The organism is Streptomyces sp. NPDC085481 (assembly GCF_044541845.1).
Classification (GTDB): Bacteria; Actinomycetota; Actinomycetes; order Streptomycetales; family Streptomycetaceae; genus Streptomyces.
Genome location: NZ_JBITTJ010000011.1, coordinates 1 through 22,313 on the forward strand (window position 1 = coordinate 1; position 22,313 = coordinate 22,313).

A 22,313-nucleotide genomic window follows, 5' to 3' on the forward strand; every position below is an offset into this window, starting at 1 on the left:
ACACCGCCCTGTGGCTGGAGTCCATCCAGCGCACCGGCTACGCCCGCAACGGCTCCACCGACGCGAGCGTGTCGCTGAACCCGGTCCGGTTCGAGCCGAACACCGAGGACATGCCCAACCGCGTGATGCTGCGGCGGACTGCGGACGAGCCGAACGGCCCGAAGGGCTCGGCGAACGACCCTCGCCCCGGCTTCTCCCGGCTGCGTATCTCGCGTGTCATCAACGAGTACGGCGGCGAGACCGTCGTCAGCTACAGCATCCCGAAGTGGGGCGACGTCGCCGACGCCTGTGCCACCGGACGAAACCTGCCCGGCAAGACCGACACGGCGGCCCTGAAGGCCAACAACCGCCTCTGCTACCCGACCTTCTGGAACCCGGACCCCGAGGTCGAGGACATCGACTGGTTCCACAAGTACGTGGTCCAGTCGATCGAGGAGCTCCCCAACGTCGACGGCGCCTACGCGACGAAGACGGCGTACGACTACACGAACCCCGGCTGGCGGTTCGCCGAGCAGGAGTTCAGCAAGAAGTCCACGCGCACGTACTCGCAGTTCGCGGGCTTCGAGCAGACCACGGTCATCACCGGTGCGGAGGACCCGGCGATCGGCAGCAAGCAGTCCAAGGCTGTAAACCGGTTTTTCCGTGGCATGGGTGACACCGTCCCGGTCAAGGACGTCCACGGCAACGTCATCAAGGCGTCGGACGGCTCGACCGTCTACGACCGCGAGGCCTTCGCCGGCCGCATCGCCGAGGAGCTGACGTATTCCAACCCACAGGACGCGGACACCGACTGGCTGAGCCGGAGCGTCACCATCCCCGAGGCTACGCTGCTGGCCAAGCGGGACCGGGACGACCTGAGCGACCTCAAGGCCTGGCGTGTCACGGAGCCGGAGGAGGTCGCCTACACCAAGTCCTCGGGCACCAACACGGATGACCCGCGCACCGTGCGCGAGGTCCGTACGAAGACGACGTACGAGTCGACGTACGGCCTGCCCACCCTGGTGGAGACGATCGGCGACACCGGCAAAACCGGCGACGAGTCCTGCATCAAGTCCGAGTACCTGCACCACACCGGCAAGAACATCATCGGTCTGACCAAGCAGGTACTGAGCTCGCCGACGCTCTGTGCGAACGCCAACTGGGCCGACCTCACCACGCTGACCGACGCAGCCCGTACCGCCTACGACAACACGGCGTACGGCACGGCGCTCGCCGACACCACGCGTGCTCTGGCGACCGAGACCTGGTCGCTGAAGGGCGACGGCACCGGCTTCCAGACCAACGGCACCGCCGGGTTCGACGCCATCGGGCGTGTGGTCCGTGAGACCGACCCGGACGGTAAGTCAGGCACGATTGCCTATGACCCGCCGACCGGTCAGGTCTTCAAGGTCACCCAGACCAACGCCGCAGCGCACACGCAGGTGCAGGAGCTGGAGCCGGGCCGCGCCGTCACGCTCAAGACGACGGACCTGAACGGTCTGGTGAGCGAGGCGAAGTTCGACCCTCTGGGCCGTCTCGCCGAGGCATGGGCCCCGGGCCGGACCCCGACGACGGGGGCTGTACCGGATTTCCGTGCCGAATACACGATCCCGAAGCCGGAGCCGGACCCGAACGACTCGACGCTCGAAATCCGCAAGCCTCCCTATGTCACGAGCTACGCCCGTGGCTATGAGGACCGGATCGAGACGTCCGTCACGCTGTACGACGGCCTTGGCCGTGAGCGTCAGTCGCTGGAGGAGGCCGACAACAACGCCGGCTACCTCGTCACCGACACGCTGTACAACAGCTCCGGTGAGGTGTGGCAGACCAACAACGCCTACCTGACCAAGGAGGCGAAGCCGGGCGAGCTGTTCACCCCGCTCGCCGACACGGCCATCCCCAACATCACCCGCTACACCTACGACGGCCTCGGCCGCGTGGTCACCGAGACCCCGTACATGAAGTACGTGGACCCGGTCACCAAGGAGGCCTCCTCGAAGGCGTACCCGGAGCGGGCCACCCGCTACGAGTACGGCCAGGACTGGTCCAAGATCATCAACCCCGAGGGCGCCTCGTCCTACCGCGTCTACACCGACGCGCTCGGCCGCACGGTCCGGACGGACACCTTCAACCCCGCGGCTCCCAACGGCTACACGTCCACGCGCTACGAGTACGACGCGCGCAGTCAGCTGGTGAAGGCGACCGCTTCCGCCGACCCGACACACCCGTGGACCTGGACGTATGACCACGGGGGTCGGGTGGAGACCGCCACTGACCCGGACTCGGGTACCACTCGGACTGCCTACGACCATCGCGGCCGTGTCCTGACCACCTCGACGGCGCGTGGCACGATCTGGAACGGCTACGACGAACTGTCGCGGCCCAAGCAGCAACGCCTGAACGACGCCAACGGCACGCTCCTGGCGGACTTCACGTACGACACCGCCCCTGGCGGCAAGGGCATGCCCGCCACCGCCACCCGTTATACGGACGGTCTGGCGTACACCCAGAGGGTCAACGGCTACTCCAAGGACTACCAGCCGACCTCGACCACCTTGTCGCTCCCGCAGTCGCTCGTCGACACGTGGGGCTTCGCGAAGGACTACACCTACGGCTACTCGTACTCGGACACGGGCGCGCTGGAGGAAGCGGAGCTTCCGGCGATCGGCAAGCTCGCCGCGGAGAAGTTGGTCGTCCGCTACAACAAGGACGGCAAGCCGCTGTCCCTCTCAGGCAAGGACTGGTACGGCTCCGAGACGACCTACGACGCGTACGGCCAGATCGTGCGCTCCACGCTCGGGGCTCAGCCCTATCGGGTGTGGATGCAGAACTCGTACGACGAGGGCAGCGGTGAGCTGAAGGAGCAGTCGGTCTACCGGGAGAAGAACGACGCCTCCCTGGTCGGCGGCAACCTCGTCTCCAACCGGGCGTACACCTACGACCCGGCCGGCAACGTCACCTCGATCCAGGAGAAGTCCGTCGGAATCGAGGAGCGCCAGTGCTTCGCGTACGACCCGCTGGGTCAGCTGAGCAAGGCTTGGACCGACAAGAACCAGGGCACTTGCTCCGCGGGCCCGAAGAACGCCGACGGCACCGTCAACGTCGCCGCAGGCAAGGACAACTCCGGCTACTGGCAGGAGTACGAGTACGACCTCCTCGGCAACCGCACCAAGCTGACCGAGAAGGACCTCACCGGCGACGCCAACAAGGACGCCACCAGCACCTATGCCTACGGCAAGGGTGTCGCCAAGGACCAGCCGCACACGCTGACCAAGGTGACGAAGAAGTACACGACCCCGGCCGGCGCCCAGGTGACCGCCGAGGCGGAGCGTCTGTACGAGCTGACCGGCGAGACCAAGTCGATCACCTCCCTTCAGAACGGTGACAAGCAGGACCTGACCTGGACGTACGACGGCAAGGTCGACCGGATCACCGGTCAGGGCTCGAACGGCAAGACCCCGTACGTGGGTCTGGGCCAGAAGTGCCTCGACCTCAAGTCGGGTCTCGCGACCGCGGGCAACGCCGTCCAGCTCTACCAGTGCAACGGCACCGTGGCGCAGGCGTGGCACTTCGACCCGGCTCCGGGTCAGGCGGACGCCAACCTCGGCACGCTCGAGGTCTACGACACCTGGTGCGTCCAGCCCGCCGCCAACACGGCAGGCTCCGCGGCGCAGCTGCAGAAGTGCAACGGTTCCACCGCGCAGCAGCTGAAGCGCAACGCGTCGGGTCAGCTGACCCATGTCGCCTCCGGTCTGTGCCTCGCGGTGCAGGGCGCGGCGAACGTCAACGCCACCCCGATCGTGCTCGCCACCTGTGACGCGGCGCAGGCCGCCCAGCAGTGGCTGCCGCAGAACGACACCCGCCACATCTACGGCCCCGACGGCGAGCGTCTGCTGACCATCCAGGGCAAGCAGGCCACGCTGGACCTGGGCGAGGCGCAGGTCACCGTCCAGCAGGGCGGCGTCCTGGTCCGCTCCGATCGCACGTACTCCGCCCCTGGTGGAGGAGTGCTGCGGTACGCCAACGGCACCGGCGGCGACGCTCTGGTCGCCCTGGCGATGGATCACCAGGGCAGCGTGTACGCGGAGGTCACCCTCTACAGCGGCCAGGCGGTCCGGGTCCGCAAGCAGGACCCGTTCGGCAACCAGCGTGGTGCCGACACCGCGGGTCAGAACGTCCAGACCCACCAGGGCTTCCTGGGCAAGACCCGTGACGACGCCTCTGGCTTCCAGCCGCTCGGCGCCCGTCTCTACGACCCCGTCGTCGGACGCTTCCTGTCCACCGACCCGGTCCTGGACCTGAACGACCCGATGCAGTCCAACGGGTACGCGTATTCGCACAACAACCCGGTGACCCACTCGGACCCAACGGGTCTGTCGATCACCCTGACCGCCTCGGAGCAGGCTGCGGCCCTCGCGGGCGCCGGCCTTTCCGCGGCACAGGTCGCGCAGGCACAGGCGACCATGGGCAAGTCCCTGACCTCGGTGATCCTCGCCATCGCTTGGGAGACGCTGAAGGACTTCATCGGCATCAACGACGCCCTCGCCTGCTTCGGCGGCGACATGTGGTCCTGCGGCAGCATCATCCTGGACGCCATTCCGTGGTCGAAGCTCGGCAAGATCCCGGCGGTTCTGAAGGCGATCAACCGCACCATCGACGCCATCCAGGCGTTCAAGGCAGCCAAGAAGGCCGCCGAAGCAATCCTCAAGGCTGCCAAGGCCGCCGAGGAAGCCGCGCTGCGGGCCAAGAAGCTAGCGATAGAGAAGGCCAAGCAGGAGGCCGCACAAAGGGCCAAGAAGAAGGCCGCTGAGGAGGCGAAGAGAACAGCCGACAAGGCCGTCCAGAAGGCGAAGAAGACGGGTAACCCTGTCCAGAAGAAGGCGCAGGCCAAGGCTGCGCCGAAGGCTTCGGCGCAGCCGAAGGCAAAGGGTTCCGGAGGCGGCAAGGGATCCGGAGGCGGCGGCAAGACCGGCGGTACCTCCGGTGGCTCTTCCCGCGGCAAGGGCGGAAGCAGCGGTAGCGGTGGCTCCGGCAAGGCCGAGGGCGGTACCTGCAACAGCTTCGTGCCCGGCACGAAGGTGTTGATGGCCGACGGCTCCGCCAAGCCGATCGAGAATGTCAAGACCGGCGACAAGGTCGTCGCGACCGACCCGAAGACCGGGGAGACCCGGATCGAGACGGTCACCGCGGAGATCAAGGGCCAGGGCCTCAAGCACCTGGTCAAGATCACGATCGACACCGACGGCAAGGCCGGCTCCAAGTCGGCTCAGGTCACCGCGACCGACGGCCACCCCTTCTGGGTTCCCGAGCTCGGCGAGTGGATCGACGCCACCGACCTGAAGTCGGGCCAGTGGCTCCGGACCAGCGCCGGTACGTACGTCCAGATCACGTCGATCCAGCGCTGGACGGTCCAGTCCGCGACCGTCCACAACCTGACCGTCTCCGACATCCACACGTACTACGTCGTGGTGGCGGGCGACACCTCCGTCCTCTCTCACAATTCGCTTCCTTCGCAATGCGAAATGGAGGACGGCCTCAACCGGGCACGCGATGCCGCCAATGACTTCGCCGAGCCCGGAGGAATGTCCGGCCATCTCGTCCTCGCTGACGGTCAGCGCTTCAACCTCTCGTCGGGTAGAACGCCGGACGGCAGGTGCCGGAACTGCCTCCCCGGGCATATCGCTCCTCCCGGTACGACGCGCGAGAACTTCCACCACCTGGAGAACCAGTCCGCCGCCATCATGCGGCGTAACCCCGGAGTGACCGCGACGCTGTACATCACCGGAACGTACGGTGCATGCCAGTACTGCAGGGATGCCATGCGGAGCATGCTTCCTCCAGGGGGGCGGATGTTGGTCATCTGGAGAAACGACAGCGGCGCAATCAGGAACAGAATGTTCATCGGAGGCGCGGATTAATTAGCAGCACCCAGTGAAGCTCCCGGCCGGTATTCACCGGCCGGGAGCTTCACTACTTCTTGGGCCGTGGCATAATGGCGCGGTGATCAATCCTGCCGATATTGACCTGGTCGACTTCCTGACGCGCTGGCACGGCACGCCGCAGTCCTCCGCCCGCCCGCTGCCAGCCGAGACTTCCTGGCTTCCTGGGCCACTTCAGGAGTGGCATGGTCTCGCCTCCCGCTGGACGAGGTTGCACCGTGGGGGAAACCGTATGACCGATCCGTCCCGGATACAGGTGGATCAAGGGAAGGCGGTCTTCATGAAGGATGCCACCGGTGACTGGATCTGGGCATTCGCAGCGGAAGATCCTGATGCGGTGTACGAGGGAATTCCCGGTGGCCAGCTGGACCGCGTCCCCGAGTCGCTCACCGAGTTCCTCACTCACGTGACAGTGACCGAAACACTCATGAGTGTCGACTTCGCTCGGCTGGGTGACCAGGTGCCTGACGGTGAGCTTCCTTCGATTCTCGCTCCGATGCGAGAGATCGGTTTCGGCGGCTGGAAGTGGCCGGATCCCGGTAATCGCACCTTCATGAGTGATTCGCTGCTGGCCACCGTCGGGCCGGCAATTGATCCCGCTTCTCCATGGCTGAACAGATCGGGATACTCTGCCGTGCGCATCGCGGGAATCAATGCGTCGGAGCTCGGGTATCTGGATGCCGACACCACGGTCAAGTGGATTGAACGCGAGCCTGACGACGACTGCTGAGGTGTCCCCGCGGAGCCGAAGGTTCGGCGAGTGCCGGAGTCCGTCGCCCTGAGTCTGTGACGCTCTGAACTTCGCGGTCGCGTCCCCCTCACACTTTCGGCCGCCCCTCGCTGGCCCGCTCGTCGGGGGGCCCGCAGGCTGGGAAGGGCACCCAGCCTGCGAGGAGACCGCCCCATGCCCTCGACCGCGTACCGTTACGACGATCTCAGTGCGCTCTACGTCAACTGCACGCTCAAGCGCTCCCCCGAGGCGAGCAACACCGAGGGGCTGATCGAGCGGAGCCGGGAGGTGATGACCGGGCAGGGGGTGAGCACCTCGCTCGTGCGGGCGGTCGATCATGACATCGCCACCGGGGTGTGGCCGGACATGACCGAGCACGGGTGGGAGTCGGATGCCTGGCCGGGGCTGTACGAGCAGGTGATGGCCGCGGACATCCTCGTGCTGTGCGGGCCGATCTGGCTGGGTGACAACAGCTCGGTGATGAAGCGGGTGATCGAGCGGCTGTACGGCTGTTCCGGCATCCTCAACAGCGCCGGCCAGTACGCGTACTACGGGCGGGTCGGCGGGTGTCTGATCACCGGGAACGAGGACGGCGTCAAGCACTGTTCCATGAACGTGCTCTACAGCCTCCAGCACCTGGGGTTCGTGATCCCGCCGCAGGCCGACGCCGGCTGGATCGGCGAGGCGGGGCCCGGACCCTCGTACATGGATCCGGGGTCGGGTGGTCCCGAGAACGACTTCACCAACCGCAACACGTCGTTCATGGCGTGGAACCTGATGCATCTGGCCGCGCTCGTCAAGCGGTCCGGGGGGATTCCGGCGCACGGCAACCAGCGGTCGGAGTGGGACGCGGGGTGTCGGCCGGATTTCGCCAATCCCGAGCATCGTTGACCCGGGCCACCAGGGTCCGCACGCTCAGTCGCCGAACAGCAGGCGCGTCGCCACCGTGCGGTAGTGGCGGACGTGGTGCAGCGCGTAGTCCGTGGCCGCGTCCGCATCGGCCGTGGCGATCGCCTCGTACAGCAGGCGGTGCTCCTCCCACAGCGGGCCGGGGTCGTCGACCTGCTGGAAGAGCCAGCGCAGCCGGCCCTCCAGGGGTTCGAGCGCGGTGACGAGCAGCTCGTTGCGTGACATGCGCACGATCTGGGCGTGAAAGGCCGCGTTGGCGCGGGAGAGGCGTTCGGGGCCGCCGGACTCGGTGGCGGTGCGGGCCTCCGCGAGGAGACGGGCGAGGGTGTTCAGCTCGGCTTCCGTGCGGCGTTCGGAGGCGCGGCGGACCGCGAGCACCTCCAGGGCCTCGCGCATGTCGAAGAGGTTCTCGACGTCCTGGCGGGTCATCTCGCGGACGACGATCCGGCGCTGGGAGACGGCCTGCAGGAAGCCCTCGCCTATGAGGATGCGGATCGCCTCGCGTACGGGGACCCGGGAGACGCCGAAGTCCTCCGCGACCTCGCGCTCGACCAGCCGGTCGCCGGGCTTGAGCCGTCCGGTGATGATGCGGTCGCGCAGTCCCTCGCAGACCTGGTCGCGGAGCCAGCCGCCCCTGCGGGCGAGCTCGCCGGCTTCGGGCTTCGAGGTCCCGGTCATATGTCCTCCCGGTGTCCAGCCCTTACCGTAAGCCACCCGTGACGAAAGCCCAGGTCCGGCCCTCTTTCGGGCGCCCATTCCAGCCGCCGTCCCACGCCTCGGACCACCCCTCCTGATCCACTTGACGTGCACACAGAGGACACTTAGCTTCGCCTTACCTAACCACTCCTTACCGTCAGGCGAGAGAAACCAGCCATGCCGAGACCCCTGCCGAGCTCCCACCCCGACGAGTCCCTCGAGAACCTCACCCCGGCCTGGCTGCTCACCGCCGCCGGTGTGCTCGCCGCGGGTGTGCTCGCGGCCTCGTGCTGGACCGCGGGACATCTCCACGCGGACACCTCGCTGCAGACCGCGGCCCGGTTCCTGCACGTGGCGAGCCTCGTGGTGGGGCTCGGCTCGGTGCTCGCCGTCGACTGGTTCGCGCTGCTCTGGCTCACCGGGCGGCGCCCGCTCGCCGGTGTCCTCGACACGGCCTGCGCCCTCCAGACGCCGATCTGGGCGGGGCTCGGCGGGCTCACCGTCACCGGGCTCTTCCTGCGGCCCGACCTCGGCTCGCCGCTCACCCTCGTGAAGCTCGGCATGGTGCTCGCCGTCACCCTCAACGGACTGTACGCACACCGCCTCGGCCAGCTCCTGGAGCGCTACCGCGAGGGCGGCGAGGTGCCCCGCCGGCTCCTCGTCCGGTCCGGCGCAGCGGCCGCCGTGAGCCAGGTCGGCTGGTGGGGGGCCACCTTCATCGGCTTCCTCAACAGCCAGTCCTGACCCGTCCTGACCCCTGCTCAGGGGCCCGGAGGGGACCCGGTTTTGGATTGCCGGACGATCATCCATACGATCCTGCGATGATCACGAGAAAACGGCTGGCGACCGGGGCCTGCGCACTGCTCGCCGCCCTGGCCGTCGGGCTCCTCCCGACGAGTGCCGCCGCCGACGACGGCCCGGCGGCGACGGACTCCCCCAAGGAATCCCCCAAGGTCGAGCTGGTCCTCGACGTCAGCGGCTCGATGCGGCAGCGCGACATAGACGGCCAGTCCCGCATGACCGCGGCGAAGCAGGCCTTCAACGAGGTCCTGGACGCGGTGCCGCAGGAGGTGCGGCTCGGCATCCGCACCCTCGGCGCCGACTACCCGGGCCAGGACCGCAAGCGCGGCTGCAAGGACACCCGGCAGCTGTACCCGGTCGGCCCGCTGGACCGCACCGAGGCCAAGACCGCGGTCGCCACCCTCGCCCCCACCGGGTGGACCCCGATCGGCCCCGCCCTGCTGGGCGCGGCCGAGGACCTCAAGGGCGGTGAGGCCACCAAGAGGATCGTCCTCATCACCGACGGCGAGGACACCTGCGCCCCGCTGGACCCGTGCGAGGTGGCCCGTGACATCGCCGCCCAGGGCATCCACCTGGTCATCGACACCCTGGGCCTCGTGCCGGACGTCAAGACCCGCCGGCAACTGATGTGCATCGCCGAGGCCACCGGCGGCACGTACACCTCCGTACACCGCACCGAGGAGCTCTCCGGACGCGTACGGCAGTTGGTCGACCGGGCGGCCGACCCGGTCGTCACCCCCGTCGCCACCCAGGGCGCCGAGCGCTGCGCCGACGCGCCGACGCTCAAGCCGGGCGTCTACACCGACCGGCAGACCTTCGGCAAGCACCGCTGGTACCGCGTCGACGTCCTGCCCGGCCAGGAGCTGCGCGCCTCGGTGAGCATCTCGGCCGACCGCGCCGTCAACAACGACTACGGCGTGCTCCTGCGCGCCGTCACCCGGCACGGCCGGGAGATCGTCCGCGGCTCCGAGGCCGGCGACGGCCGCACCGACGTCATCTCGACCGGTCTGCGCTACCCGAAGAAGGAGGATGACGAGGCGATGGCCGACGACACGAAGTCCGCCGCCGAGACCGTCTGCCTCGAGGTCAGCAACTCCTTCTCCGCTCCCCCGTCGGTCAAGACCACCCCGGGCATGCCGGTCGAGCTCGCCATCGACGTGGTCGACGGCCCCGACTCCGCCTCCGACGTCGCCTCCTTCGGCCTCGGCCGCGGCTGGTGGCTGCTCGGCGTCCTGGTGCTCGCCGGCTTCCTCGGCGGCCTGATCTGGGGCTGGCTGTCCCGCTGGCGCTTCGCCGTCTGGAGGACCCACTGATGCGTACCCCACTGATGCGTACCCCACTGATGAGTGCCCCAATGATGCGCCCGTCATCGAAGCGCGGCATCCTGCGTGCCGTACGCAGGGTCACCGCGGGCCTCGTGCTCGCGGGCGCCGCCCTGCTCGGCCCGGCCGCGCCGATGGGCCTCGCCGACTCGGCGACGCCCACCCCGACCGGGAGCGCGAGCACCGACGCCGCGCAGGCGGCGCCGACCGAGGCCGGCACCTCCTTCCGTACCGCCGCCTTCTTCCGGCAGGGCCAGGAAGCCACGGCGCAGGCGTCCACGGGTGACTACCTGTACTGGGTGTTCCCCGCCGACACCGGTCAGCGGCCGACCGTCACGGCGACGGTCACGCTGCCCGACGCCGCTCTGCGGCACGGCTCCTCCGCCTGGCGGGTCGACGTGTACGACGGGCTGCGCAGACGCCAGCCGTGCATGTACGGGATGCAGAGCCGCCTCGCGGCCAAGGACGCGGCCACCGTGCAGCTGGCCTGCACCCTGCGCCCGGTCCGGGGCGCCGCGGACACCTGGTCCGACGACCCGCTGCCCGGCAGCTACTTCGTCCGGCTCACCGTGACCGGGCTGCCGGAGGAGGACCTGGGCCAGCCGTTCACGGCGCGGCTCGGTGCGACCTCGCTCGACAAGGGCGGGGCGTACGCCACGGACGGCTCGCTCGCCGTGCCGCTGGTGCCCGGGGCCACCACACCGGAGACGGTCGAGGCCCGCGCGCCCGAGGACGGCTGGTCCTCCGGCTGGTGGTCCGACCGCTGGCTCTGGACGGCGGCGGGCGGCGTGCTCGCCGCCCTCGCGGGCATCGGCGGCTACGTCCTGACCCGCGGCTCGGGGCGCCCGTCCCACGTCCCGCCGACGGCCTGAGGCGCGGCTGACAGCCGCCTGCCAGCCGCCTGACGCGCGTGCCTGACACGTCGTTCGTCCCGGCGGGCTCACAGCCCGCCGGGACGGACCAGGCCGGTCTCGTACGCGTGGACGGCGGCCTGCGTGCGGTCGCGCAGGGAGAGTTTGGCGAGGATCCTGCTCACATAGGTCTTCACGGTCTGCTCGGCGACCACGAGCCGTGCGGCGATCTCCGCGTTGGACAGGCCGTGCGCGATGAGCGTGAGGACCTCGGTCTCGCGTTCCGTGAGCGCGCCGACGCGGTCCATGAGCGGGGCGCGCGGAGCGTGGCTCAGCCGGGAGAACTCGGAGATGAGCCGCTTGGTGACGCCCGGGGCGAGCAGCGCGTCTCCACGCGCCACGACCCGGACGGCCTGGGCGAGTTCCTCGGCGGAGGCGTCCTTGAGCAGGAAGCCGGAGGCGCCGGCGCGGAGCGCCTCGTACACGTACTCGTCCAGGTCGAAGGTGGTCAGGACGAGGACCTTGACGGTGGCGTCGGTGGGAGCGGTGAGCAGCCGGGTGGCTTCGAGACCGCCCGTGCCGGGCATCCGGATGTCCATCAGGACGACGTCGGGGGCGAGTTCGGCGGCCTTGGCGACGGCGTCGGCCCCGTCGACGGCCTGACCGACGACCTCGATGCCCGGCTCGGCGTTCAGCAGGACCGTGAAGCCCTGTCTGACCATGATCTGGTCGTCGGCGATGAGCACTCTGATGGCGCTGCTCACGCTGCCACCGGTGCCCGGGCTGCCACACGTGCTCGCGTTGCCAACTGTGCTCGCGTTGCCACCGGTGCTCGGGCTGCCGTCGGTCATGAACCGTCCTTCGTGAGTCCGTCGAGGGGAAGGGGCGCGGGCAGGGTCGCGGTGACGTCCCAGCCGCCGTCGGGGGTGGGTCCCGCGGCGAGTTCGCCGCCCAGCATGGCGGTGCGCTCGCGCATGCCGAGCAGCCCGTGGCCGGGTTCGCGGGCGCGGTCGGCGGCGACCGGACCGGAGCGCCGGACCGGAGCGGTGTTGGTGATCCGCACGGTCAGCCCGTCCCGGTGGTAGTGGACCGCCACCGAGGCCCGGGCGCCCGGGGCGTGCCGCATGACGTTGCTCAGGGCCTCCTGGACGATGCGGTACGCGGAGAGCTCGGCGCCCGGCGAGAGCGGCCGCACCTCGCCGCGGGTCTCTGCGGTGACGTCGAGCCCGGCGGCGCGGACGTTGGCGAGGAGTTCGCCGAGCCGGTCGAGGGTGGGCTGCGGGGCGTGCCGTACGCCGGCTGCGGCGTCTCCCGGCGCGCCGTCGCCGCGCAGCACGCCGAGGACGCGGCGGAGTTCGGTGAGGGCGTCGACGGCGTTCTGCCGGATGCCCGCCAGGTTCTCGCGGAGCTCGGGGGACGGGTCGTCGACCAGGTGCGGGGCGACCTGGGCCTGGATGGAGATGACCGACATGTGGTGGGCGACGACGTCGTGCAGCTCGCGGGCGATCCGGCCGCGCTCCTCGAGCAGGGCGCGCCGGGCCCGTTCCCCGGCGGTCAGCTCCTCCTGCCGGACGAGCCGGGTGCGCGAGACGCGGGTGGCGCGCAGCGAGCAGCCGACGACCGTGACGGTGGTGAAGGAGACCGCCCCGAAGAGCAGGCTGGGCGGGTGCGGCACCGTGAGCGGCAGCAGGCCGCCGACACCGGTGAGCAGGGTGGCGCCGAGGGCCGCGGCGGCGGCGACCGGGCGCACGCGCAGCGAGAGCAGCAGCTGCACCAGGCTGTGCAGGAGGATGGAGGGGGCGCTCCAGGGCCACGAGGTTCCGAAGACCGGCGCCGTGAGGGTCGCGGTCAGCAGGAGCGCGGCTGTGGAGAGCCACCAGGCGGCGGCGGGCCGGGTGAGGGCGATCACGGGCGCGGCGCCCAGGAGGACGACGAGCAACGAGACGGCGCCCGTGGCCGGTTGCATGGTGTCCTCGTACACGGCCTGGCCCCAGAGGCCCACGAGGACGCAGAAGAGGACGGCGTGGGCGTGCGGCAGCCAGCTGAGGTAGCGGTGGCGGGGCAGCGGGTCCCGGCGCCCGGGCCGCAGGTCCGTACGCAGGATGCCCGGGACGGTGCCCAGAGCGCCCTCCCATCGTGCCGTGTCCCCCACCGTGCTCCCCCTGCCGCGCGCGCGTGCGTCGTCGCTGTCGTACGCGTCCGTGTCCGTATCCCTTTCCGTATCCGTATCCGTATCTGTATCCGTATCTGTATCCGTGCCGATGTCCGTGTGCGTGTATGCGTGCGAGCGCGCGTCCGCACGCCCCAGCCTAGGCACGCCCTGCCTCCGTCCTTCGCCCGGGCCGCTGTTCCGATGCGCACGGTGCGCACGGTGCGCACGACATGCTCGGCGTGCTCGCCTTCGGTGCACGCTTCTTCCGTACGCTGCTCGCGCGTTCGTACGTGTGGAAGGCGGCGCCGCAGACGAGCAGCGCGCCCGCGAAGAGGGGCAGCCAGCCGAGCCGGGCGAGGACCCAGGCGTAGCCGTCGGGGACGGTGTGGAGTCCGGTGAGCGGGCCGTGGCCGAGGAGTTGGGCGGTGAGGAGGCCGCCGCCCGTGACGGCGATCATGGCGGTCTGGTGCCAGAGGAAGACGGTCATGGCGCACAGGTTGAGCAGGGCGACGGCCGCCCAGGCGGCGGGCCGGCGCAGGACGCGCCGGAGCGGCCCGAGCAGCAGCACGGCGGCGCCGGACTGGGCGAGGCCGAAGGTGACGGCGGCGAGCGTGGGCGGGTTGAGGTTGGAGACGGGGGCGCCGGGCACGCCGACCATGGAGCCGGGGTAGCCGCCGAAGGCCACGAGGAGGCCGGTCGCGGCGGCGCCGCCGAGGAGCAGCGTCCAGGCGCCGGCCGGTGCCAGGGGGCCACGGCGGGCGAGCAGGGTGCCGAGGCAGTACGGGACGAGCCAGCCGGCGGGCAGGTTGAGCCAGCCGAGCGCGTCCGGGCCGCCGAAGCCGAAGCGGACGAGGTCGACGTGGAGGACGACGGCGAGCGGCCACAGCGGGTGGACGCGGGCGACGAGCGGGGTGGCGGCGGTGAGCGCGGCGAGCACGAGCAGGAACCACAGGGGGGACAGCACGAGCCGGCCCAGCGTGTACAGGGTCTGCCAGGGCACGCCGGAGGCGAGCATGACGGCCGTCGCCGCGGACCAGACCGCGAGCAGCGGGACGACGGGCCGGAACAGCCGGTGGAGTCGGTCGGCGATCCACCGGCCGTGACGCTCGCCGCGGGCGCGGGCGGCGGCGTGGCCGCGGGCGGCGACGTACCCGCCGACGAGGAAGAACACGGCGAGGGTCTGGAACACCCAGGAGACCGGGGTGAATTCGGGCAGGTGGCCGAGGGGGCTCTCGGCGCGCAGGGCGCCGCTGTCCGTGACCAGGGCGGTGACGAGCCAGTGGCCGAGGACCACGCCGAGGATGGCGAGGGCGCGCAGCGCGTCGAGGGCGCGGTCGCGCTCGGGCGGGGTGGCGTCGGATATGCGCCGGACGAGCTCAGGCACGGGACGGCTCCCGTCCGTCGACGATCCGGGCGAGGTTGTCCAGTGCCACGGAGCCGGGGGCGAGGTAGTCGCTGTGGCCGCCGTCGCCCGCGGCGAAGTGGCGGGCCCCGAAGGCGCGGTCCACGGGGTCGGCGCCGAAGCCGAGTTCGGAGCCGGGCAGCAGGGGCAGGCGGAGGTGGGGCACGTCGGCGACCCAGTCGTTCGCGGCGCGGCCCGCCCAGACGGTGGCCGGGGTGTCCAGGTCGGTGACGCTGTCGACGGCGGCGCCGGGACTGCCGTACAGGACGATGGCGGCCGCCGGGAGGCTCGATGCGGCGCGGGCGCAGACGACGGAGCCGTACGAGTGGCACAGGAGGGTGATCCGGGCGCGGGGCTTCGCGGCGCTCAACTCCTCGACGAAGGCGCGCAGTCCGGGGGCCGCCTGGTCGGCGCGGCCGGGCGTGAGGGAGGCGGCGCTGGCGGTGCCGGGGGTGCGGTAGCCGAGCCAGGCGACCACGGCGGCACGGGCGCCGAGCTCGCGCCTGAGGGTGCCCTCCAGGGCGACCGCGCCGGCGCGGAAGCGGCCGTAGCTGTCGGGGCCGGTGTCGGCGCCGGGGACCAGCACCGCGATGCGGTCGGCCCGGGCGAGATCGCCGACGGCCTCCACGCTGCGGCCGCCGTCGCGCCCGTCGAAGGACAGGAACTGTCGTCCCGGGCCTGCCATCCGGCGCAGCGAGGCGGCCCGCCGGTGCGCCCCATAGGCGTCCGCCGCCCGCTCCGCCGCCCGCAGCCCCTCGCGCGCCGCCGCGTAGCGCGCCGTCAGCTCGGCCGGCGTGGCCGAACCCAGCGGCACGGTGGGCGCGGGTGCGGGCGCCGGTACGTCCACGGGCCGCGCCGCTCCCGCGACCGGCACCGCGACGGCGGCGGCGACGAGCCCGGCGAGGAGGGTGCGGCGGAGGCGGGCGACGCGACCGCCGCGGCTGGGGGACTGCGCGGGACTGGGGGACTGTGCGCGGTGGTCGCCGCGCCGGTGGGGTGCCATGGGGGTCCTTCCGTACCGGGGTTCGTTCCGCTACGGACGGTATGAAGGCGCTCGTGTGGTCGGCGTCCCGCCAGGGAGCCAACCCTGCGGGTAGCTCTCAGGTATGACGGGTAGTCGACTGTCCGCGATGTCCCTCTCCCCCGGCCCCGCGGCCGGCGATCCGGACGCGCGTGTGCCCCTCACCGTGGTGAGGGGCACACGTCGTGGTTCCGCCCGCTACGAGGCGTTGTCCACCCACAGCTGGTACTTGCCGGAGGACGTCGGGCGGCATTCCCAGTCCGCGTAGGCCGAGTTGACGCCGTCGTTGTAGCAGTCCTGGTGGTAGCGGTACGTACCGACGTAGATCCACGTCTGGGCGATCGGCGCGACGGCCGCCGGGCCCGTCACCGTGGAGACGGGCACAGCCTGTGCGGTGGCGACGGCGGTGCCGCCGGTGACCAGGGCCGCGCCGAGAGCGGCGCCGGCGAGCAGAGCACGAGTACGCATTTCTCTCCTTGGGTCGGATTCACTGCGCACCCATCGTGACCCGACTCGGCGGGCGAACGGGGCGTCCGTGCCCCGTCCCGGACAGTCCCGGACGGCAGCGGTGTCCATGGGGGTGGAGAGGAGGTGCCGCGGCTCGGCAGACGACGGGGGCGACTCACTCCATGCGGCGGGCGCCCTCCATGATGGCCTCACGGATACGGTTGTAGGTTCCGCAGCGGCAGATGTTGCGGATCCGGTCGAGATCGGCCTGGTCGACCTCGCGGCCCGCCTCGCGGGCGCGTCGTACGGCGGCCACGGCGGTCATGATCTGGCCCGGCTGGCAGTAGCCGCACTGGGCGACGTCGATGTCCAGCCAGGCTTCCTGCATCGGGTGCAGTTCCTTCCCGACGGTTGCGGGCAGGCCCTCGATGGTGGTGACCTCGTCGGCGGCGTCGAGGTCCTTCACCGGTACGGAGCAGGGGGTGAAGGCCCGGCCGTTGAGGTGGCTGGTGCAGGCCTGGCAGACGCCGACGCCGCAGCCGTACTTGGGTCCGGTGACGCCTAGGACGTCCCGGAGCACCCAGAGCAGCCGGACGTCGTCCTCGACCTCGGCGGTGACGGCCTTGCCGTTGAGGATGAAGGTGTGCTGGGGCACGGTGGCTCCTGGTTCTCGAGGGGTGCTCAGAGGGCGCGGTCGCGGCCGTCGGTCGGGGAGGCGGGGATCGGCGGGACGGCGGGCGGCGGCGTGAAGGGGAGCGGCGCGTCGTGGTTGACCGGGAAGGTGGTCGGCATCGTGCCGGTGGCCCGGCCGTAGGCACAGGCGACGGCGGCCGCGGCCGCCGCGACGGCCAGTTCGCCGGCGCCGCCGGGCTTGTCCGTGGTCGGCGGCATGACGACGATCTCCAGCTCCGGCGGGGTGTTCCACTGCCGGGTGTAGAAGTAGTTGTCCCAGCTGCTCTCCAGGAAGCGGCCGTCCTTGAGGTGGAGGCTCGACGTGAGCGTGAGGGCGATGCCGTCGATGATGCCGCCCATCATCTGGGCCTCCAGGCCGCGGGGGTTGACGGCGAGGCCGACGTCGACGGCGCACACGATCCTGGTGACGCGTGGTCCCGTGTAGGCGTCGCGGATCTTCCGGCCGGTGGTCTCCGGGCGGCAGTCGATCTCGGCGAGTACGGCGACGAACGCGTGGTACTCGGGGTGGAGCGCGATCCCCTGGGCCGTGCCGGGCGCCATCTGCCGGCCCCAGCGGCCGACTTCGGCGACCTTGTCGAGCACGGCGCGGGCCCGCTCGTCCTTAAGGAAGCGGCGGCGGAACGCGAGCGCGTCCTGGCCCATCCGCTTGGCGAGTTCGTCGACGACGAGCTCCTGCGCGCAGCGCACGTTGGGCGAGTAGATGTTGCGCATGGAGCCGGTGTTGAAGCCGTGGTCGACCTCGTTCAGCAGCTGGGTCGTCAGGCCGAAGTGGTACGGGCTCGACTGCGTGAGCTGGAACATCGTCTCGGAGAACGTCAGGTCGCCGACGGGCAGGCGGGCCGCCTCCGAGGTGATGATCTCGCCGACGCCGTGGCCGAAGTCGGTGGCCACGGAGGTGTGCCGCTGCTCGTACGTGAGCACCTCGCCGAGCGCGTACGTGGCGCGGACCCGTGAGGTCGACATCGGGTGCGTACGGCCCTGGCGGAAGTCGTCGGTGCGGTGCCACATGAGGCGGACGGGCTTGCCCATCGCCCGGGAGATCTCGGCGGCCTCGCCGGCGGCGTCGTGGAACAGCTTGCGGCCGAACGAGCCGCCGCCCTCGGTGACGTGGACGCGGACTGCGCTCACCGGGAGACCGAGCTGGAGGGCGATCTTCTCCTGGGCCACGATCGGCGACTTCAGGCTGGCCCAGATCTCGGCGGAACCGGGGCGTACGTCGGCGACGGCGCAGTTGGTCTCCAGGGCCCCGTTGCTGGCGAAGTGGAAGGTGAAGCGGGCGTCGACAGACTTCGTGAGCAGGTCGAGCGGCGGTACGACCAGGGGGAGTTCGGCCCTGCGGAGCTGTTGCAGCACGGTGGCGTCGGATGCGCCCTCGGCGGTGCCGGGGCCCCAGGTGACCTTGAGGGCGCGGACGGCGTCGATGCACTGGCCGAAGGTGCGGCCGCGGACGGCGACGCCGGTGGAGACGGTGACGACGTCGGTGATGCCGGGCATGGCCCGCACGTCGGCGAGGTTGTCGACGGACCGCACCTTCCCGTTGATCGTCGGCGGGCGGCAGACCATCGTGGGCAGGGCGCCGGGGACCTGCACGTCCATGGCGAACTTCTTGCGCCCGGTGACGGCTTCGAGCGCGTCGATACGGCCCTGCGGGGTGCCGACGAGCCGGAACTCGTCGGGGTCCTTGAGGCTGACGGCGACCTGGGTGTCGGTGAGGGCGGCCGCCTTCACGGCGAGCTCGCCGTAGGTGAGGCGTATCCCGGCCGCGGAGGTGATGACGCCGGCCTTGGCGGTGAGGGTGCCGATCGCCTCGCCGAGTTCGAGGGCGGCGGCGCGCAGCAGCCTGCCGCGGGCGACGGCGGCGGCGACCCGGATCGGGGTGAAGGTGGAGATGGTGGTGTTGGAACCGCCGGTGAGCTGGTTGAAGAGCAGCTCGGGGCGGGCGTCCGCGAGGGTGACCTTGACCCGGTCGAGGGGCAGGTCGAGCTCCTCGGCTATCAGCATCGCGGTGGAGGTGGTGATGCCCTGTCCGACCTCGGCGCGCGGCAGCGCGAAGTGGGCGGTGCCGTCGGGGTCGAGCCGGATGGTGATGAGGTTCGCCGTGGGCAGGGTGGCGACGGTGAGCAGGTCGTTGAGGTCGAGGATCTCCGCGGGCCCGGGGAGGGACGGGACCACGCCGGGGACGGCGGCCGCAGCGGGCGTGGGGGCGAGGACGTCCTCGCCGATCCGGGCGGCGACCGTGAGGGTGGGCGCCGCCAGTACGTACCCGAGGAACCGGCGCCGTCCGATGCCGCGGGGCGGCGCTGCCTCCTGCTCGCGCTGTGCGGCGCGGTCCTGCGCTTCTTCCATCGGCGCTGCCTTTCGGATGAGGAGTGATGAGGGGTGATGAGAGGGGTGAGGGGTGTGCAAGTTGATCATCACCCGTTCGAGCGAGCGGCGGGGCCGGAACGGCACAGCTTTCACCCGGAGCTCCCCAAGCCCTCACGTCCCGACGGAGGCCGCACGGGGAGGCCGGACGGCCGCTGGGGAATAGCCGCTGGGTGGCCCCGGTTGGCCACTCCCGAGACGGTGATCGGCACGGCGGCTCGCACGGTCGGTCAGATTCGGGTTTCCGGTTCGGCTTTCTCGGTTCGGTTCGGCTTTTCGGTTCGGTTCGGTTCGGAAGGAAGATCGATGAAGATCGGCATCATCGGGGCAGGCAACATCGGCGGCAATCTCACCCGTCGGCTCAGCGCGCTCGGACACGAGGTGTCCGTCGCCAACTCGCGCGGCCCGGAGACCCTTGCCGCCCTCGCCGAGGAGACCGGGGCGACGGCCGTCCACGTCACGGAGGCGGCCCGGGGAGCGCAGGTCGTGGTGGTGACCATCCCCCTGAAGGCGATCCCGGACCTGCCGTCCGGCCTGTTCGACGAGGCGGCCGAGGGCTTCGCCGTCATCGACACCGGCAACTACTACCCGCAGCAGCGCGACGGCCGCATCGCCGCCATCGAGGACGACGGCCTCACCGAGAGCCGCTGGACCGAGCGCCACCTGGGCCACCCGGTGATCAAGGCCTTCAACGGCACCTACGCCCAGGACATCCTCGACCGCCCCCGCCCGGCCGGCGACCCCGACCGCATCGCCCTGCCGGTCGCGGGCGACGACGAGGCCGCGAAGAAGACGGTCCGCGCCCTGATCGACGAGCTCGGCTTCGACACGGTCGACGCGGGCAGCCTCGACGACTCCTGGCGCCAGCAGCCCGACACCCCGGTCTACGGCCTGCGCGCGGGCATCGACGCGGTGGAACGGGCGCTCGCCGACGCGTCACCCGAGCGGCCGGAGACGTTCCGGGCCTGAGGGGGCGGCAGCGGACCGAGACCGAGGCGCGCGGGGCCGGCCGTGCAGAAGGCCGTCAAGCGGGCCCTGGAGGCGCTGAAGCCGGGCGCGATCGCGCAGCTGCACATCGGCACCCTTGACGGCCAGGGCCCGGTCATCGATGCCCAGGCGGTGCCCCAGATCATCGACGCCGTCCGCACCCGCGGCTACCGGACCGTCGGCCTCCGCACCCTCCTCGCCCCCGGCGTCACCCGGTGACGTGCGCCCCGCAGGGCTTCCTGCTCGCCCACCGCGCCGACCGACCCCACGCACCGCGCGCCGTCTCGAGCGCCCGGCCACCGCAGCTCCGCACCTGACCGCGGCCGATCCGGGCCCGCTGACCGCCACCCGCGATCATCGCGTTGACCGACACCATCGGGTCACCCCCGAACGTCCGCGCCACCAACACCCCCACCACCAGCGGAAGCAGGGCCACCGCGAGGGCCGCGCCGGTGGCGGTGGCGGTGGCGGTGACTTCGCGGAGGGCGCGGGGGCGCGGGCTTTCGGTGTTCATGACGACAGTCCACCAGCGGACCAGGGGGCGGCGTATCGGACGACGTACTCAGTCGACCGCGCCCCAGGTACTCATCCCGCATCCGGCATCCCCATCCTTCACGGGCGCGCCGTCGTGCGAGCCGGGCACCCACCCGTACCGGCGTCGGCCGGGTGGGAGTGATGGGATGGGCCCTGCGCACGCGTCCGCGTGCCGCCGCGCGCATCTCGCGCGTGCAGCGCAGTGAGGAGCCTCGCCGTCATGGCCGACTACCGGATCGAGACCGAACGCACCGGGTACCGCACCTGGACCGCCCGCAACGACCGGGGCGCGGAGGTACGGATCGGGGCTGCCGACGACGCGGACGCCCAGCCGTCCTTCACGCCCGTGGAGCTGCTGCTCGCGGCGATGGGCGGGTGCGGCGGGATGGTCATCGACCGCACGGCCCGGGCCGTCGATCACGACGACCTGCGCATCGTGGTCGAGGGTGTGTCGGGTCCGCAGGACGACGGCCGCATCGGGCGGATCCGGGTGAGCTACGAGTTCGAGCTGCCCGACAACAACCCGCGGGCCGCCGACGTTTTCGCCCGCGGCGTCCGCCTCACCCACGAGAAGTTCTGCACGGTGAGCCGCACCGTCGAGCACGGCGCGGAGGTCGAGGCCGTGCTGCCGGACGGGACGATCGGCTTCCGGGCCGGGTAGCAGGGGGATGGAGTACGGACCCCATGCCCCTACTCCTCGATCGCCCCTCCCACCCGCCGCAGATGCCGCCGGAACGTGTACCCCGGATCCTGCGCCCGCTCCCGCAGATACTCGTCGAAGCGGGTCTGCCGGCGCAGGGTCTCGCCCTCCCTGATCCGGCGGGCCTGGTTCCGCTCGGTGTGGAAGATCGTCTCGGCGGTGTCCAGTACGGCGTCCGCCCGCTCGGCCGCCACGAACAGCACCCCGTCGTCGTCGGCGAACACGACGTCGCCCGCGCCGACCGTGTGCTCGCCGACGCGCGCGGTGCGCAGCGCCTCGGGGTCGCGCGGGTCGACGCGTACGGGGCCGGGTGCGTGCCGGCCGTACGAGAAGACCGGGAGGCCGATGGCGACCAGGTCCGGGGTGTCCCGGTGCAGGCCCCAGACGACCACGCCCGTGATCCCGGCCGCCTCGGCCTCCAGGACGGCGAGGTCGCCGATGCAGGCCTCGTCCGTGCGGCCCTCGTTGTCGATGACGAGTACGGCGCCGGGGGCTGAGGACCGCGTGAAGGCCTCCAGGAAGACGTCGACGCTGCCGTAGTGCCGTACGGGCAGGGCGGGGCCGGCGACACGCCGGCCGGGGATCACCGGCAGCACACCCGCCGGGGCGGCGCGCAGCGGTTCCCCGAGCCGTACGCAGGCGTCGGCGACCAGCGGCGTGGAGAGCTCGGCGAAGCGCTTCTGCAGAGGGTGCGGGGCGGGCATGGGGTGCTCCTTTCGCGGGGTCGGGCGGTCCGGATGCTATCCCGGTGACAGCGTCAGGAAAGGGCCAATGAGGAGCAGTTGG

19 protein-coding genes are annotated in these 22,313 nt (G+C 71.1%); 9 read left to right on the forward strand and 10 right to left on the reverse strand.

Translation table 11 applies throughout. From position 1 onward, the window contains the following. The 3 genes from ACIGEZ_RS22535 to ACIGEZ_RS22545 all read left to right on the forward strand — a co-directional run. On the forward strand, nt 1-5,897 hold a 5,897-nt coding region (locus ACIGEZ_RS22535; RefSeq protein ID WP_399833757.1), incomplete at its 5' end, for a ricin-type beta-trefoil lectin domain protein. A gap of 82 nt (nt 5,898-5,979) precedes the next feature. Continuing rightward, nucleotides 5,980-6,648, forward strand: a complete 669-nt coding sequence (locus tag ACIGEZ_RS22540; protein WP_399833759.1) for a hypothetical protein — start codon at nt 5,980-5,982, stop codon at nt 6,646-6,648. A gap of 174 nt (nt 6,649-6,822) precedes the next feature. Beyond that, the gene (locus ACIGEZ_RS22545; protein ID WP_399833761.1) at nt 6,823-7,539 is read left to right on the forward strand and encodes a flavodoxin family protein; all 717 of its coding nucleotides are present in this window, start codon (nt 6,823-6,825) and stop codon (nt 7,537-7,539) included. A 24-nt stretch (nt 7,540-7,563) separates the two neighbouring features. On the opposite strand, the gene ACIGEZ_RS22550 is transcribed toward ACIGEZ_RS22545, so the two are convergent. Continuing rightward, a complete protein-coding gene (locus tag ACIGEZ_RS22550; RefSeq protein WP_399833763.1) occupies nt 7,564-8,235 on the reverse strand; it encodes a GntR family transcriptional regulator in 672 nt (223 codons plus the stop codon). Between the two features lie 195 nt (nt 8,236-8,430). On the opposite strand from ACIGEZ_RS22550, the gene ACIGEZ_RS22555 reads away from it, so the two are divergent. From ACIGEZ_RS22555 to ACIGEZ_RS22565, 3 genes are all read left to right on the forward strand, one after another. Next, on the forward strand, nt 8,431-8,997 hold the full coding sequence (locus ACIGEZ_RS22555; protein WP_399833765.1) for a hypothetical protein: 567 nt from the start codon (nt 8,431-8,433) through the stop codon (nt 8,995-8,997). A gap of 77 nt (nt 8,998-9,074) precedes the next feature. Further along, nucleotides 9,075-10,367 (forward strand): VWA domain-containing protein, encoded by a 1,293-nt coding sequence (locus ACIGEZ_RS22560; protein WP_399833767.1) that lies wholly within the window; start codon nt 9,075-9,077, stop codon nt 10,365-10,367. A gap of 41 nt (nt 10,368-10,408) precedes the next feature. After that, nucleotides 10,409-11,248, forward strand: coding sequence for a hypothetical protein (locus ACIGEZ_RS22565; protein WP_399833769.1), 840 nt, complete (start codon nt 10,409-10,411; stop codon nt 11,246-11,248). A 68-nt stretch (nt 11,249-11,316) separates the two neighbouring features. Here the strand turns inward: ACIGEZ_RS22565 and ACIGEZ_RS22570 are convergent, their stop codons facing one another. From ACIGEZ_RS22570 to ACIGEZ_RS22600, 7 genes are all read right to left on the reverse strand, one after another. Next, complete coding sequence (locus ACIGEZ_RS22570) at nt 11,317-11,991, reverse strand: response regulator (protein ID WP_399834215.1); 675 nt, start codon at nt 11,989-11,991, stop codon at nt 11,317-11,319. An 83-nt stretch (nt 11,992-12,074) separates the two neighbouring features. Beyond that, the gene (locus ACIGEZ_RS22575; RefSeq protein ID WP_399833771.1) at nt 12,075-13,379 is read right to left on the reverse strand and encodes a sensor histidine kinase; all 1,305 of its coding nucleotides are present in this window, start codon (nt 13,377-13,379) and stop codon (nt 12,075-12,077) included. A 157-nt stretch (nt 13,380-13,536) separates the two neighbouring features. Continuing rightward, the gene (locus ACIGEZ_RS22580) at nt 13,537-14,763 is read right to left on the reverse strand and encodes an acyltransferase (RefSeq protein WP_399833773.1); all 1,227 of its coding nucleotides are present in this window, start codon (nt 14,761-14,763) and stop codon (nt 13,537-13,539) included. Next, the gene (locus ACIGEZ_RS22585) at nt 14,756-15,784 is read right to left on the reverse strand and encodes an alpha/beta hydrolase (RefSeq protein ID WP_399833775.1); all 1,029 of its coding nucleotides are present in this window, start codon (nt 15,782-15,784) and stop codon (nt 14,756-14,758) included. Before ACIGEZ_RS22585 ends, ACIGEZ_RS22580 begins: the two co-directional genes overlap by 8 nt. A gap of 216 nt (nt 15,785-16,000) precedes the next feature. After that, entirely contained in the window at nt 16,001-16,270 is a 270-nt protein-coding gene (locus ACIGEZ_RS22590) for a hypothetical protein (RefSeq protein ID WP_399833777.1), read from the reverse strand. A gap of 154 nt (nt 16,271-16,424) precedes the next feature. Beyond that, complete coding sequence (locus ACIGEZ_RS22595; protein ID WP_399833779.1) at nt 16,425-16,904, reverse strand: (2Fe-2S)-binding protein; 480 nt, start codon at nt 16,902-16,904, stop codon at nt 16,425-16,427. 26 nt (nt 16,905-16,930) lie between these two features. Then, complete coding sequence (locus ACIGEZ_RS22600) at nt 16,931-19,288, reverse strand: molybdopterin cofactor-binding domain-containing protein (RefSeq protein ID WP_399833781.1); 2,358 nt, start codon at nt 19,286-19,288, stop codon at nt 16,931-16,933. Nucleotides 19,289-19,324: 36 nt separating this feature from the next. On the opposite strand from ACIGEZ_RS22600, the gene ACIGEZ_RS22605 reads away from it, so the two are divergent. Then, nucleotides 19,325-20,275 (forward strand): NADPH-dependent F420 reductase, encoded by a 951-nt coding sequence (locus ACIGEZ_RS22605; protein ID WP_399833783.1) that lies wholly within the window; start codon nt 19,325-19,327, stop codon nt 20,273-20,275. Nucleotides 20,276-20,317: 42 nt separating this feature from the next. Then, nucleotides 20,318-20,512: a hypothetical protein gene (locus tag ACIGEZ_RS22610; RefSeq protein WP_399833785.1), complete on the forward strand. Its 195-nt coding sequence runs from the start codon at nt 20,318-20,320 to the stop codon at nt 20,510-20,512. Here the strand turns inward: ACIGEZ_RS22610 and ACIGEZ_RS22615 are convergent. Continuing rightward, nucleotides 20,502-20,807: a hypothetical protein gene (locus tag ACIGEZ_RS22615; RefSeq protein ID WP_399833787.1), complete on the reverse strand. Its 306-nt coding sequence runs from the start codon at nt 20,805-20,807 to the stop codon at nt 20,502-20,504. The two genes, ACIGEZ_RS22610 and ACIGEZ_RS22615, sit on opposite strands and share 11 nt — an antisense overlap. 240 nt (nt 20,808-21,047) lie before the next feature. Between ACIGEZ_RS22615 and ACIGEZ_RS22620 the strand changes: the two genes are divergently transcribed. Next, entirely contained in the window at nt 21,048-21,488 is a 441-nt protein-coding gene (locus tag ACIGEZ_RS22620) for an OsmC family protein (RefSeq protein ID WP_399833788.1), read from the forward strand. A 29-nt stretch (nt 21,489-21,517) separates the two neighbouring features. Here the strand turns inward: ACIGEZ_RS22620 and ACIGEZ_RS22625 are convergent, their stop codons facing one another. Further along, nucleotides 21,518-22,231 carry an RraA family protein gene (locus ACIGEZ_RS22625; protein ID WP_399833790.1) on the reverse strand — a complete coding sequence of 238 codons (714 nt, stop codon included), beginning with the start codon at nt 22,229-22,231 and terminating at the stop codon, nt 21,518-21,520. Nucleotides 22,232-22,313 lie beyond the last annotated feature (82 nt).